This is a genomic window from Bartonella sp. AP65SXKL (assembly GCF_042195725.1).
In the GTDB taxonomy this organism is placed as follows: Bacteria; Pseudomonadota; Alphaproteobacteria; order Rhizobiales; family Rhizobiaceae; genus Bartonella.
This window is the reverse complement of sequence record NZ_JBHIOW010000003.1, coordinates 50,995-64,268: the sequence shown is the minus strand read 5'-3', so window position 1 is coordinate 64,268 and position 13,274 is coordinate 50,995. Positions and strand designations below refer to the sequence as shown.

General features: G+C 34.4%; 11 protein-coding genes and 4 tRNA genes. 8 read left to right on the top strand and 7 right to left on the bottom strand.

Features of this window, described 5'->3' with window-relative positions:
* The first annotated feature begins 1 nt into the window (after position 1).
* Both ACFIMP_RS02700 and mazG read left to right on the top strand, forming a co-directional pair.
* Positions 2 to 931, top strand: coding sequence for a lipid A biosynthesis lauroyl acyltransferase (locus ACFIMP_RS02700; protein WP_375685995.1), 930 nt, complete (start codon positions 2 to 4; stop codon positions 929 to 931).
* 33 nt (positions 932 to 964) lie between these two features.
* Complete coding sequence (gene mazG / locus ACFIMP_RS02695) at positions 965 to 1,780, top strand: nucleoside triphosphate pyrophosphohydrolase (protein ID WP_375653684.1); 816 nt, start codon at positions 965 to 967, stop codon at positions 1,778 to 1,780.
* A 70-nt stretch (positions 1,781 to 1,850) separates the two neighbouring features.
* Here the strand turns inward: mazG and ACFIMP_RS02690 are convergent, their stop codons facing one another.
* On the bottom strand, positions 1,851 to 2,216 hold the full coding sequence (locus tag ACFIMP_RS02690) for an iron-sulfur cluster assembly accessory protein (RefSeq protein ID WP_375613074.1): 366 nt from the start codon (positions 2,214 to 2,216) through the stop codon (positions 1,851 to 1,853).
* A 604-nt stretch (positions 2,217 to 2,820) separates the two neighbouring features.
* Here ACFIMP_RS02690 and ACFIMP_RS02685 point away from each other — a divergent pair.
* Positions 2,821 to 2,897, top strand: a tRNA-Pro gene (locus tag ACFIMP_RS02685).
* 251 nt (positions 2,898 to 3,148) lie between these two features.
* Here ACFIMP_RS02685 and ACFIMP_RS02680 read toward each other — a convergent pair.
* Positions 3,149 to 3,616, bottom strand: coding sequence for an Hsp20 family protein (locus ACFIMP_RS02680; protein WP_375613075.1), 468 nt, complete (start codon positions 3,614 to 3,616; stop codon positions 3,149 to 3,151).
* Positions 3,617 to 3,874: 258 nt separating this feature from the next.
* Between ACFIMP_RS02680 and ACFIMP_RS02675 the strand changes: the two genes are divergently transcribed.
* From ACFIMP_RS02675 to ACFIMP_RS02665, 3 genes are all read left to right on the top strand, one after another.
* On the top strand, positions 3,875 to 4,792 hold the full coding sequence (locus ACFIMP_RS02675; RefSeq protein ID WP_375685965.1) for a serine aminopeptidase domain-containing protein: 918 nt from the start codon (positions 3,875 to 3,877) through the stop codon (positions 4,790 to 4,792).
* An 843-nt stretch (positions 4,793 to 5,635) separates the two neighbouring features.
* Positions 5,636 to 5,998, top strand: coding sequence for a cell cycle two-component system response regulator CpdR (gene cpdR / locus ACFIMP_RS02670; protein WP_375613077.1), 363 nt, complete (start codon positions 5,636 to 5,638; stop codon positions 5,996 to 5,998).
* A 97-nt stretch (positions 5,999 to 6,095) separates the two neighbouring features.
* A tRNA-Val gene (locus tag ACFIMP_RS02665) sits at positions 6,096 to 6,170 on the top strand.
* Between the two features lie 1,873 nt (positions 6,171 to 8,043).
* Here ACFIMP_RS02665 and ACFIMP_RS02660 read toward each other — a convergent pair.
* From ACFIMP_RS02660 to ACFIMP_RS02640, 5 genes are all read right to left on the bottom strand, one after another.
* Positions 8,044 to 8,120 (bottom strand) — tRNA-Arg (locus tag ACFIMP_RS02660).
* A 39-nt stretch (positions 8,121 to 8,159) separates the two neighbouring features.
* The gene (locus tag ACFIMP_RS02655; RefSeq protein ID WP_375671875.1) at positions 8,160 to 8,465 is read right to left on the bottom strand and encodes an ETC complex I subunit; all 306 of its coding nucleotides are present in this window, start codon (positions 8,463 to 8,465) and stop codon (positions 8,160 to 8,162) included.
* Positions 8,466 to 8,554: 89 nt separating this feature from the next.
* Positions 8,555 to 8,631 (bottom strand) — tRNA-Pro (locus tag ACFIMP_RS02650).
* 710 nt (positions 8,632 to 9,341) lie between these two features.
* Positions 9,342 to 10,031 (bottom strand): DnaA regulatory inactivator HdaA, encoded by a 690-nt coding sequence (gene hdaA / locus ACFIMP_RS02645; protein WP_375671874.1) that lies wholly within the window; start codon positions 10,029 to 10,031, stop codon positions 9,342 to 9,344.
* Positions 10,028 to 11,239, bottom strand: coding sequence for an AI-2E family transporter (locus ACFIMP_RS02640; protein ID WP_375630182.1), 1,212 nt, complete (start codon positions 11,237 to 11,239; stop codon positions 10,028 to 10,030). Before ACFIMP_RS02640 ends, hdaA begins: the two co-directional genes overlap by 4 nt.
* A 158-nt stretch (positions 11,240 to 11,397) precedes the next feature.
* Between ACFIMP_RS02640 and purM the strand changes: the two genes are divergently transcribed.
* Both purM and purN read left to right on the top strand, forming a co-directional pair.
* The gene (gene purM, locus ACFIMP_RS02635) at positions 11,398 to 12,507 is read left to right on the top strand and encodes a phosphoribosylformylglycinamidine cyclo-ligase (RefSeq protein ID WP_375613081.1); all 1,110 of its coding nucleotides are present in this window, start codon (positions 11,398 to 11,400) and stop codon (positions 12,505 to 12,507) included.
* Positions 12,504 to 13,115 carry a phosphoribosylglycinamide formyltransferase gene (gene purN, locus ACFIMP_RS02630; protein WP_375613082.1) on the top strand — a complete coding sequence of 204 codons (612 nt, stop codon included), beginning with the start codon at positions 12,504 to 12,506 and terminating at the stop codon, positions 13,113 to 13,115. The genes purM and purN overlap by 4 nt, the downstream gene beginning before the upstream one ends.
* Positions 13,116 to 13,274: the final 159 nt, after the last annotated feature.

Here is a 13,274-nt window from a genome sequence, read left to right as displayed (position 1 = left end):
GATGAAGCTTTCTCTTAAAAATCTCATATATCGTATTAAAATTGTAGCTAAAAAAATATCCTACTTGTTATGGGCATATCTACTCTTTGGTTCTTTATTTATTCTAAAATGTTTTCCAGCCAAAATGGGAATTTCTTTTTTTGCTTGGTTAGCAAAAAAAATTGGTCCCTTTGTACATCGTCATCAAATCACACTCGCAAACCTTAGGAGTGCATATCCAGAAAAAACAGAGCAAGAACTCCGTGCGATTGCAATAGAAATGTGGGAAAATATAGGACGTTTCCTAGCCGAATATATTTTTCTTGATAAAATTTTTGATTTTGATCCTCATGCAGACGAGCCAGGTTTCATTGAGGTTAAAGGCACTGAAATATTTGAGCGATTAAAAAATGAAAAAAAACCACATATTTTTTTCACCGCACATACTGGAAATTTTGAACTTCTGCCTATTTGTGCACAAAGTTTTGATCTTAATGTTACGGTATTATTTAGACCACCCAATAATCCCTATGTTGCCAAACGAATCCTTAAAGCACGACAAACTTCTATGGGACACCTTGTTCCCTCCAAGGCCGGAGCAGCATGGGCATTAGCAGCCAAATTAGAAGAAGGTGAAAATGTTGGTATGCTCGTTGATCAAAAATTTCGCCGCGGTATCATGGGAACATTTTTTAACAGACCTCTTAAAACAAACCCCTTAATTATAAAACTTGCTCGACAATATGACTGTGATATTTATCCAGCACGTTGTATTCGTTTGCCTAGTGGACGTCATCGTTTAGAGTTATATGACCATGTAGAACTTCCACGTGATGAAAAAAATGATATCGATATAGCTGCTTCTACGCAAAAATTAAATGATATTGTTGAATCTTGGGTCCGTGAATATCCTGGACAATGGATGTGGTTACATAGACGTTGGGACATCTAACATAAGCTCTATTGCTTACAAAGGAAGTGCAAAATGTTAGCCTCAAAAGATATCAAAGATCTCACTGCAATTATCACTGCATTACGAAACTCTGATAATGGTTGTATCTGGCATAAAAAACAAACTTTTGAATCCCTCATACCCTATATGCTCGAAGAAGTTTACGAAGTCATCGATGCCATTGAACGAAAGAATCGAAAGGATCTCTGTGAAGAACTTGGGGATCTTCTTTTACAAGTTGTCTATCATGCTACCATAGCACAAGAAGAAGGCAGCTTTACTTTTGAAGATGTTGTTTATGCAATCACAGAAAAAATGATTCGACGCCATCCTCATGTTTTTGGAAATACCGAGCAAAAAAAACGAGGATTTATAAAAGAGGAGTGGGAATATATAAAAAAAAGAGAACAGGTTGAACAAAAAAGAATGTGCGAAGAAAAAAACAACAATTCCTCCATAGGCATACTCGCAACAGTAAAACAAATCCAGCCAGCAAACCAAGAGGCACTTGCTTTACAAGAAGCAGCAGCTAAAGTAGGTTTTGATTGGCAAAAAAGTGATAAAGTTTTTGAAAAAATAGAAGAAGAACTCGAAGAGCTCAAAGAAGCCATCAAAAATAAACAAAACTCAGAGATAGAAGCAGAGTTTGGAGATCTCTACTTTATACTCCTTAACCTCGCGCGCCACTTAGCGATTGATTCACAAAAAGCATTAAAAAAAACGAATATAAAATTTCGAAATCGTTTCGCCTATATTGAAGAAAAGCTATCCACTCAATCTAAAACACTCACTGACGCATCCTTGAATGAAATGGAAGCACTTTGGAAGCAAGCTAAAAATGAACGATAAAAAATAGTAGATTTCTTCTACCTAAAAGAACAAGCCCCTCTAAAATTACTAAATTATAATTTAGCTCAGCTCAATTTGTTTTATATTGATCCTGCGTAGCAGGACGAAGTTCCACCGATTCGCCACACCCGCATGCTGAAACTTGATTAGGGTTTTTAAAGACAAAACCAGACTGAAGCGTTGTCACTTCATAATCCATCTGCGTCCCTAATAAAAATAATACCGCATCATGTGCTACAAAAACACGGGCACCATTCACTTCAACAACATCCGCATCTATCCCCTTTTCTTTGACAAGAGTAATTGTATACTCCATCCCTGCACAACCACCTTTTTTGATACCAACAAGAATACCCTGTGCATCTTTTGCATCCATAATCGCTTTAACACGATCCACTGCTGCTTGCGTCAAGTTTATTACCGAAAAACGGCTCATCCTTTACTCTTTTCTTAGTTCAATAGACACTTTGAAAGTTTTTCCTCTATAATATTTTATCTGATATTTTAGAAAAAAAACAACAAAACATAAATTAAAGCATTCTGATCTTGTTTATTTGGATAAAAATACATACCCGTAAAATGAGATTTGTGATTATACAATCCAGAACTTACAATTTTTTATCCATATAAAATGAAAATACCTCGTCTATAAAACTCTAAAAAACGAAAACTTTTCAAAACCATACATTCACTCCTCTTCTTTTGAAAATCTTTATCTTTTTAGAAAAGTAACGATTAGGTAAGAAAAAAATATACCTTCAGCACTCATTTGCTCCAATTCATACCTCTACACCAATCTTACCCCCTCCTCACAATCTCAAAAGTAATTAAATGCATACATCTATTAACTATAGAGCTAAAAATTTAATGATCACAAAGAATTTTACAAATTCGTTATTTATCTTGAATTAACAACAAAATATTGATGTCCAAAATTTTTACTTTCAAAAGCTCTAAGTGCAAGAGCATTTTAGATTTTATTCTGTTTATTTTTTCTCTTGCCTTTAAAGAAACAGTCATTTAATCGTTTTACACGAACTCGGAGCGTAGCGCAGCTTGGTAGCGCACTTGACTGGGGGTCAAGGGGTCGTGGGTTCAAATCCCGCCGCTCCGACCATTTTTAAAATGCTATAAATAAGCTTACTTAAAAAGTGAATCATTATGCATTTCAATTGCACACACATGAACTTTTTCTTCAACGTAGAATAATGTGCAATGATATTTTATCATAAATTCGAGATAAGCTTTTTTATTAAAATGCGCTTCGTTCTTAGGAAAACACATACGAAACGCGAGACCTTTTGCCTCGCGTTTTTTATTTTTCAGAAAAATTTATAATTATCCGATCTCATATTTTCTAAATTTTCTTTACACAATAACGTCGCTGTTATCATTTTTTGTAATGGATGGTGACATCTGTACGGTTATCTTTTTGGGTTTTAATTCAGCTGGCATTTCCCTTTTAAGCTGAATATGAAGAAGCCCATCTCCAAGTTCTGCCCCAATAACCTTAACATGATCAGCCAAATGAAAACGCCGTTCAAAAGCACGCGAAGCAATGCCTCGATAAAGGAATTCTCGCTCTTCATCATCATTTTTAGACTTTCTGTCTCCCTTAACGATCAGCTGGTTACAATGCGTTTCAATATCAATTTCATCTTGAGAAAAACCAGCAACCGCCATAGAAATTCTATAAGAATCTTCAGTTAAACGCTCGATATTATAAGGGGGATAAGAAGAAACTTCGTCTGGTTGTGTTCTAGAATCAAACCAGTTAAAAAGATGATCAAAACCTACTGTGGAACGATAAAATGGTGAAAAATCTACTTGACGCATAATATTGCCCTCCTCTAGAGCGACTATAATTTATAATTAATTCACAAAGTTCCCATATGGCAAACTTACTTGTGAACCTGCGGCCCCATCATGGCAACCGCATTATATTATCTAGTAATCGTTTTTCTTTATTTCAACTCTTTGGGACCTAAATTGATAAAAACTATCTAAAAAGCAATATACCCCTTTTTTAATCCTCTTTCTTCATTACATAAATGTCAAAGCACTAAGCGGCAAATACACTGTAAAGGATTTCAATTGGAAACACCTCTTTATCCCATAGACTGGGGTTCCACTTTTCTTAATATCCATCATGATACTCTTAAAATAGCAATAGATCACGAAATTCGTTTTGCTATAACATATCCTGAGGTGGAAAAATCTAAGGGAACAATTGTTATTCTCAAAAGCTACGCAAATACTTTAGAAAAATATTTTTTATTAATAAATGAAATTTCTAAACGCGGTTTTCATACAGCAATATTTGACTGCTTTGATCAAGAAAAAACATCCTTCAAGATAAGAAAACAAAGCCGACATCATTGTTTTGATATAAATAATGATATTAATGACTTATATAAATTTCTTAAAAGTATTGTTTATCCTAATTGTCCGCCGCCTTATTCTATGCTCGCCTATGGCATAGGTGGATTGATAGCACTTAGCGGATTAGATCTCATTAATCATCAGTTTAATAGATTGCTCTGTGTTTCTCCCCTTTTTGCTCCATTCGGCAATAAAACGAATAGTTTTCAACATAAATTAACACAATTTCTTTCTGATATAGGTCTTGGCTTTATACCAGTGAAAGATGGGAAAAAATTAAACAAGACAAAACAAAAAAATATACAATTGGGACACATAGATAAAGTGCCGCTCCCTTCCATTAAGCCCCCAACATCCCAATGGATGGCTTCAGTATTTAATGCGATTGATTCTATGAAGAGAAATGTACTTCATGGAGATTTACGAATCCCAACACTCTTTATTCTTGCCAATCAAAACAATATTGCAAACAACATTGAAGTGCGGCAATTATGCCAACACACACGTCTAACAGAAAGTATTACTATTACAGGCGCTAAACTGGATACAATTATGGTTAACGAAGATTATAAAAAGCAATTTTGGGCTGCATTCGATGCATTTATTCCCGATAATGTATCTGTAAAATAGCACTAAACCTTAATTTCCGCTCCGCCCCATCAAAAAAGAATTTTTCTACGAGCATTGGATCTACAAAAACTTTTAAATATAATAGATTTTTCTTTCCAACCACTCATATGATTCGTTTTCTAGCCTCTACAGACAAGCCATGACCTAAATATTCACCATGCATTCTAATAAAAAAACTAATATACAAAGTATATCATTACATTAAACAATATTATTTTACATCATAAAAAATAACTTAATAAAAAAACTATTTATATAAATAAAAATAATAAATTTATCTTAATATAACATGATACATATTTACAAATAAAGCATCAAAATACTATTTTTGATCTGTTATTAAGTGATAATTTAATATTATATCTAGGAAAACAATAATTTTCATCTATTTAAGGAAAAAACTGGAAATAAAGCGCATTTATAATATTTATTACAAATCTCTATAAAAACAAATAACTATAAAATTTCTATTTCTTAGGAGAACTTTTTAAAAACAATAAATTAACATAATATTCTTTTAATTTCTCGATATAGGAAGTCCCTACAATAACGGTTTTCATAAGTTTTTTAATGGAATTCTGATAATAATCAGTAACTTTAAAAGAAAAGATAGTAATGAATCATCTTAGTAGTTTTAGAGAACCCCTTCTTTTTTCAAAATCACATATATTTCGAATTTAACCAACTCACAACGAATATGCTGTATTTTGAATCAGAATGTAAGAATTAACCATTTTGCCATTCATTTCAATTATGAGCATTTTACCATCTTTTTTATAAATACTCTATATTGTATAATTGATGCGGCAAAACTCTGACAAATGGAGCCATTGGAATATAATCATGAAACGAATCCTGCTCGCAGAAGATGATAACGATATGCGTCGCTTTCTCGTAAAAGCCCTAGAACGTGCAGGCTACGAAGTCGCCGATTTCGATAATGGTATTAGCGCATATGAACGTTTACAAGAAGAGCCATTTTCCCTTCTCCTGACTGATATTGTCATGCCAGAGATGGACGGAATCGAACTCGCACGACGTGCTACTGAGATTGACCCTGATTTACGAGTAATGTTCATTACGGGTTTTGCAGCGGTAGCACTCAATTCAAATAGTGATACCCCTCCTGATGCAAAGGTTCTCTCTAAGCCATTTCACTTACGTGAACTCGTCAATGAGGTTGAAAAAATCCTTATTGCTGCTTAAAAAGTATTTTTTAAAGTTATTTGCATCTGTTGAAAGAGAAAATGAAATTAGGCATTGACGTTTGGCATTCTATATGGTGTATGCAACATCAATGAATGGGCGTGTAGCTCAGCGGGAGAGCACTACGTTGACATCGTAGGGGTCACAGGTTCAATCCCTGTCACGCCCACCATTCAACTTTATAGTATAAATAAATTATCGAATTATCGTATTCTTCCAAGGTACGGGATGCGTAAATAAAGATTCGGAAATAAGATTTTGCAACATGCCTCTACAAAGGGCATACTTTACGGAGTGTTTCTAATATTTTTTACGTTCTGATAGCGCCTCTTAGGGGAAGCCATCTAAAAGTATCACAAACGTAATAACAGCCTCATTTTGCAACAGATTAGAAGTTTGATTTTAAAATTCTTTCCACAAGCATAGGCTTCCGTTCTAAAAAATATTGTTTGTTTCCTGATCTATCCCCTGTTTTTCTTAATTCTTTCATGTCTATTGGTATACAACTTGTTGTCCAAACAGTTAGATATAACCACAGTCACTTCGATAGATATAAAACACTTAACCTTAGAGCTGTATTTTGAGTTTACCAATTACAGATTATAATAAAATATTAAAAAGAGTAAAAAACACGATAAAAGCAATTTTTTTCATTCTAAAAATACATTTGTTTTATAATCATGTTTTATTGTTTGCCATGTTGAATGAGAAATCCGAATATCGTAATGTTTTCTCATTTCAAACCTATTTATATTGAATTAAACAAAACCGTCTCTCTTACACGTCATAAGAGGAATTAATATTAAGTAAAAATTGTATAAAAAAACACAAAAATGCCGATAAATGCCTCAAGTGCTGAGATCTATTGCAACATCGGAGGCTGACAAATAGGCAAAGTGTATGATAATGTCAGCTTATTTCTTCATAAGTGTAAAGATGATGGAGCTCAATGGATTTATCATTGTACCATTCACGAGCGCCAGCGTGAAGTGAGCTCTAAGAGATATCTCTTAAAACAAAGCCTGTAAAATGGCATTCTCCTCACACTGTATTCCTATTGAAATAATGATCACCTTGAACCGTGTGAGTTTAGATCTTCAAAGCTCATCTGCATAACATTTTAATGTGATTGTTATCCAATATTAAAATACTTCTAACATGATGTACAAACTATAAAGAAATAAGAAAAAACATTTGAAAATGTAAATATGAAATCTAAAAATTTAACTCTAAGATACAATCTATCTTCATTCATATAAATACACAGTATACATTCTTAAACCTATAAGACTAAGAAAACCTAAACATTGATGAAACCTATAACCCTACCTGAGAAACAGTGACAATCATGTTAAATCAAATTGTCCGCAAGTGTCTCTCATTGAAAAAAACAATATCTTATCTGGACGGCACATATAACATCTTTTTATACGAAAAAACTATAAAGAAGTAATTCGTTATGAATCACAGCTTCCAAGACAAGAAGATATTTTCCACCTCTTGTGCCATCTGTAAATTCTCATCATAAACAGATATCGTTTTTATTCTTCAATGTTTCATAAACTGTTCTAAATCGAATCCATCATGCCTTGTATCTAATCAAAATCGATCTTACCAAAGATCATGCTAAAAAACGTAATAATATTATTCATAAAAAATAAAAAAATCACAATAGATGTTTTTTGGCAATTTCACCAGCACTAGCAGCAATGCTTAAATCTAATCTAAGAAATAAAATATTCATTTTCAGAAAGATGAAAAGAAGCTCATAAAAAAGAGTTTTTGTAATCTGTTTCCTAAAGCATGTGATATAGTAGCAACACGCGGCAAGAATATGCAATGCTAAAGTTTCAGCAATCAAAAGCAATTTTTACTGAAAAAAGAGAAAACAGCATCATTTTATACTAAAACAGTCAACAGAAAACGTGTAGCAGCAAAATAAACCAAAAAACATCAAAAAGGTTCGGGATTATACAGAAAAATAAGCTAATAGAATAAAAGGAAAACTCTCTAACTTTTTATAGCCTATAAATATCATTTAAACATGGTGATCCCGACAGGATTCGAACCTGTGACCCACGGCTTAGAAGGCCGTTGCTCTATCCAGCTGAGCTACGGGACCCAACTGATTATTTTCTCAATTCAAAATAGCATCTTCAATTCAATGTGTCCAAGAATGCTGCCGATCACTGCGAAAATTATCAGAATAAGAAATAGCACGTCGAATCGATGTATGTTTCTTTTCTACACGGTAAGAGATAGCATTCTTACGTGCAAAAGCAATCGCTTCTTCCTTCCTATTAAATCGAATCTTTACCTGATTATTCATATCAGACGTTGCCGTGTAGCCCATAAGAGGTTCAAGCATTTTTGCTTTCATTGGCTCATACTCTAGAATCCAAAAAACTGTATTCCCCTTACCTGACTGCATAGCTGTCTTAGCAGGACTATAAATACGTGCGATCATGCCTTTTTCCTTCAGATTACACAACGCTTGGATGATAGTTTCTCACCACAAGTACCCAATTGGGTCATTCTCACACACTCAATCAAATATGGTCGGAGCGATAGGATTCGAACCTACGACCCCCTGATCCCAAATCAGGTGCGCTACCAGGCTGCGCTACGCTCCGCCATTTACATTTACTTGATGCACATTTCCTAAAATTTTCACAACAGAAGTGCAAGAGAAAAACACACTTTTTTTTAATTTTGTTGCATTTCTTTACAAAAAAGCACATTTTTTAATTTTTCCCCCTACTCAATAACAAATTTATTGACAAATAGTAGAAAATAACTTCCGTAAGAAAATCCAATCTATATTAAAAAATAACGAATTTCTCTATAAGGATTTCATAATTTTTATCCTGTTTTAAGCAAGCTCTCATTGTATCAAAACACATTCCACAGATACAATTTTAGAAAAAATGACTTAAATATCATAGAAAAACTTTCCCAAAGAGAACATAAGCCAAAAAATTCAGCTGTATTAAGCTTTTTTCCCCTCTTTTTCTATCTTCCCAAAGACTCTTTTATTAAAAATTCTAGAATCTTCTACAATCCAAACCCATAAACAACAAACATTTTTTCAAAGCACAAAGGTTTTATTATAAATAAAATAAAGCGCTCTTTTTAGAAAAATTTTCAAATGCGAAGATGGTAAGAATTCAACATCATACAATAAAATCTCAAAGCTATTTAAAATAAAAACACGATAAGAGTAAAAAACACTATTTTTTACTCTTATATAGATATCCAAAAAGAAGAAAATTTAAATGACTTGTCTTCCACATATTGAAACGATAATAGAAGGACAGAATAATTAAGCCATGATAAGGAGTATTTACGGATTTCTTCTATTTAAAACTTCAGCAATAACAGCACGTGTTATTTTTCTTTTTCTTTGTAATGCCAACTGATCAACAGAATCAACAACACGCTTCAATGAAAATAAAGAACGTTCACAACGGCTTACAAGATAATAAACCGTATCTGGATGTACAATAAGTTGCCTATCGGAAAAAAGCTTAAATGCAACAGCTGTTAACAATGCATCATCAGGCTGATTAATTTCAACGAACATCACCGAATTAAGACGACTTTTTAGATCATTTAACATTAAATTCCAAGCGGAAGGAAGTGTTTGTGCCGTCATCAATAAAGTAGCCTGTCGTGCATCAAGATTTGCTTGCTTAATACTGTTAATTAAATGAAAAAGTTCTGTCTCATTGATTTCACCTGTATCAATATCCTCTATTAAAAATGATCTGCCTAAAGAAGCCATAGTAACAGCCTGATCAAGTTCATTGTGCTGAATCCTGAAAGCATCTGCTTTTTGGAGCCATATATTAGAAAAATGCGTTTTTCCAGATCCTTCTTTACCAACCAAAACTGCAATAGGTAAGCTCCAATTGGGCCAGTGATCAATAAGCTGAAAAGCCATACGATTGCTTTCCGTTACCACTAAATCCTCAAATTGAAAAATCGGATCATAAGGAAAATTTAAAGATAATTGCGTTTCACGCCCATTCATTTTAGCGGCTCCGAATTTCCGCTTCGCGAATACATCTGAGAACTCAGATAAGTATGAAGAGCAAAACGAACTAAAACGCCAACAGCCGCTGCCGCAGGAACAGCAACAAGCATACCAGTAAAACCAAAGAGTGAAGAAAAAGCAAAAAGTGAAAACATCAACCATACGGGATGTAATCCCACTGATGAACCTACAAGCTTGGGTTGAAGAATATAACCTTCAATAAATTGACCAATTAAAAAAAGTGCCATCACAACAATGATTCCCCCCCAATTATTGGGATAAAACTGGACCCATGCAATACCAACAGAAAGGACCAAACCACTCATTGTGCCGATATAAGGAACAAAGCTAATAAGACCAATAAACATACCAATCAAAAGACTAAAATTGAGTCCTGCAATCGTTAAACCAATAGCATAATAGCCTCCCAATATGAGACAAACTGTTCCTTGTCCACGAACAAAGCCTGCAATAGCTCTATCCATTTCATGAAAAATACTACGAACGGTTTCCAGATGATCCCGCGGTATTAACGAATCGATTGCTGTTACCATACGTGGCCAATCTAATAACATATAAAATGCCACCACAGGTGCCACAACAAATAGGCTAACGATATTAACGATTGATTTTCCTGACTTTAAAAGTGAATTCAAAAGAGACGTGATAAAATCCGAACCTTCTCCCAAAAATCCTTTAATATTATTCCGTAATTCATTTGGATCACTTCCAAAATAGCGCCTTAACCAATCAAAATCATGCTCAACAAAAAAGGTTTGAATACGATTAATGTAAACAGGTAAACCATCACTCATAAATTGCTGTATTTGCCAACTAATAACAGGAATCAAAATAATTAAAGCAGCAACAAAGGTAATAACAATAAATAGGGTGATAAGGACAGTCCCAAACACACGACGAATACCAAATTTTTCAAGTAATTGAACAATGGGATTGAGAAAATAAGCCAACACAATCCCTGCCACAAAAGGAAGCAAAATTGATCCAAAAACAAACATAAAAAGAATGAAAAAAATCAGCGTACCAAGCCAAAAAAAGATTTGTCTTTTCATATTATTCGGCAAAGGTAATTGAGTATACGCTGGCACATAAGTCTTATAACGATCACGAGATGTATTCTCACTCACTTTCTTTCTCATAAGCTGCCAAGAGGACTGTCCGTGATTATCTGATATCTTGCTCATAAAATATCCTAAAAAATTCTTCACAAAAAATTATAAACAACTTCAAAATAAGGTACAAGAAAAGTTGCTTATTTTCTTATCAATATCTCTTGCAGAGAGAACTCTATCATGGCATTGCATAATATCAAAACCTGATTTTCCATTAAAGGAAGGCTCCAATGAGCAATCAAGATCTTACAAATAATAAATCCAAGGCTGGGGATAAATCCAAAGCTGGTCTTACCTACGCAAAAGCCGGTGTAAACATCGATATGGGTAATGCCATGGTAGAAAAAATTAAACCCTTTATACGCGCAACAAAACGAGCCGGAACAGATGCAGAAATTGGCGGTTTTGGTGGACTTTTTGATTTAAAAGCAGCAGGCTTTACGGATCCTATCCTAGTAGCAGCCAATGATGGTGTGGGAACAAAATTAAAAATTGCCATTGAAGTAGGTCACCATAACACTGTAGGTATTGATCTTGTAGCTATGTGTGTCAATGATTTACTCGTACAAGGGGCTGAACCTCTCTTTTTTCTGGATTATTTTGCAACTGGAAAGCTTGACCCTGAACAAGGAGCTGCGATTGTTTCCGGTATTGCAGAAGGATGTAAACAAGCCGGTGCTGCCCTTATTGGAGGAGAAACTGCAGAAATGCCAGGAATGTATGCAGAGGGAGATTATGATCTAGCTGGTTTTGCTGTTGGAGCATGCGAACGTAGCAAGCTACTCCCTTCAAAAGATTTGACAGAAGGTGATATTATATTAGGTCTAAGCGCCTCTGGAATTCATTCCAATGGCTTTTCGCTTGTTCGACGAATCATCCAGCAAAATTATCTCAAATGGAATGACCCTGCCCCTTTTTCCCCCGAAAGCAGCCTTGGTATAGCACTTCTTACACCAACACGCATTTATGTAAAATCGCTTCTTCCCATCATGCGAAAATATGAAGGGATTAAAGCTCTTGCTCATATTACGGGTGGAGGTTTTCCTGAAAATATTCCACGTGTCCTTCCATCCTCTCTCTGCGCTGAAATTAATCTTTCTAGCATCAATGTTCCAGCAGTATTTTCATGGATTGCCAAACAAGGTAAAATAGAAGAAACAGAAATGTTAAGAACATTTAATTGTGGTATTGGCATGATCATTATCGTAGCACAGCATGCAGCTGAAACAATTACACAAGCTCTTGAAAGAAAAGGAGAGACTGTAACTCCCCTTGGCATTTTAACAAAATGCCAAGATCAAAATAAAGGAATACTTTATAAAGGGGTACTGCATTTATGAAAAAACAAATCGTCGTTTTCATTTCTGGTAATGGATCCAATATGGTCGCCCTTGCTCAAGCTAGCCAACAAACGGCATATCCTGCTGAAATCGTCGCGGTTATTTGCGATAATCCGCGTGCCAACGGTATTGAAAAAGCGCAAAACCATAACTTACCTATTCATATTGTTGATCGTAAAATTTACAAAACAAAAGAAGAGCATGAAGAAAATATTTTTACAATTTTAAATCAATATAAACCGGATTTTCTCTGCTTTGCAGGGTATATGCGCCTTATCTCACCACGTTTTGTAAAACTTTATGAAGGACGAATTCTAAATATTCATCCTTCTCTTTTGCCTTCATTTAAAGGCTTAAACACACATGAAAAAGCTTTACAAGCAGGTGTAAAAATCACGGGTTGCACTGTTCACCTTGTTACAGAAGACATGGATGCAGGAAAAATCCTTGCCCAAGCAGCCGTTCCAGTCTATCCCCATGATACTGCTGAGTGCTTAGCACAAAGAGTTCTTAAAGCAGAGCATAAACTCTATCCCGAAGCCTTAAAAGCATTTATTGAAGGGAAGAGCAAAATGGTCGATACGCAACAACAGCTTTTATCTTTTTGAGTGTATCAACAATCTATTAATCAGCATATTTCAATGCTTTACACATAGTTTTTGCTCAGTATCTACAATTGAAAATCTCTATGAAATATTGACATAATAGAGTCCATCTCTTCATAAATTTTTGCACAAAATATGTAATTTTTTGAATTTTAGTTCATT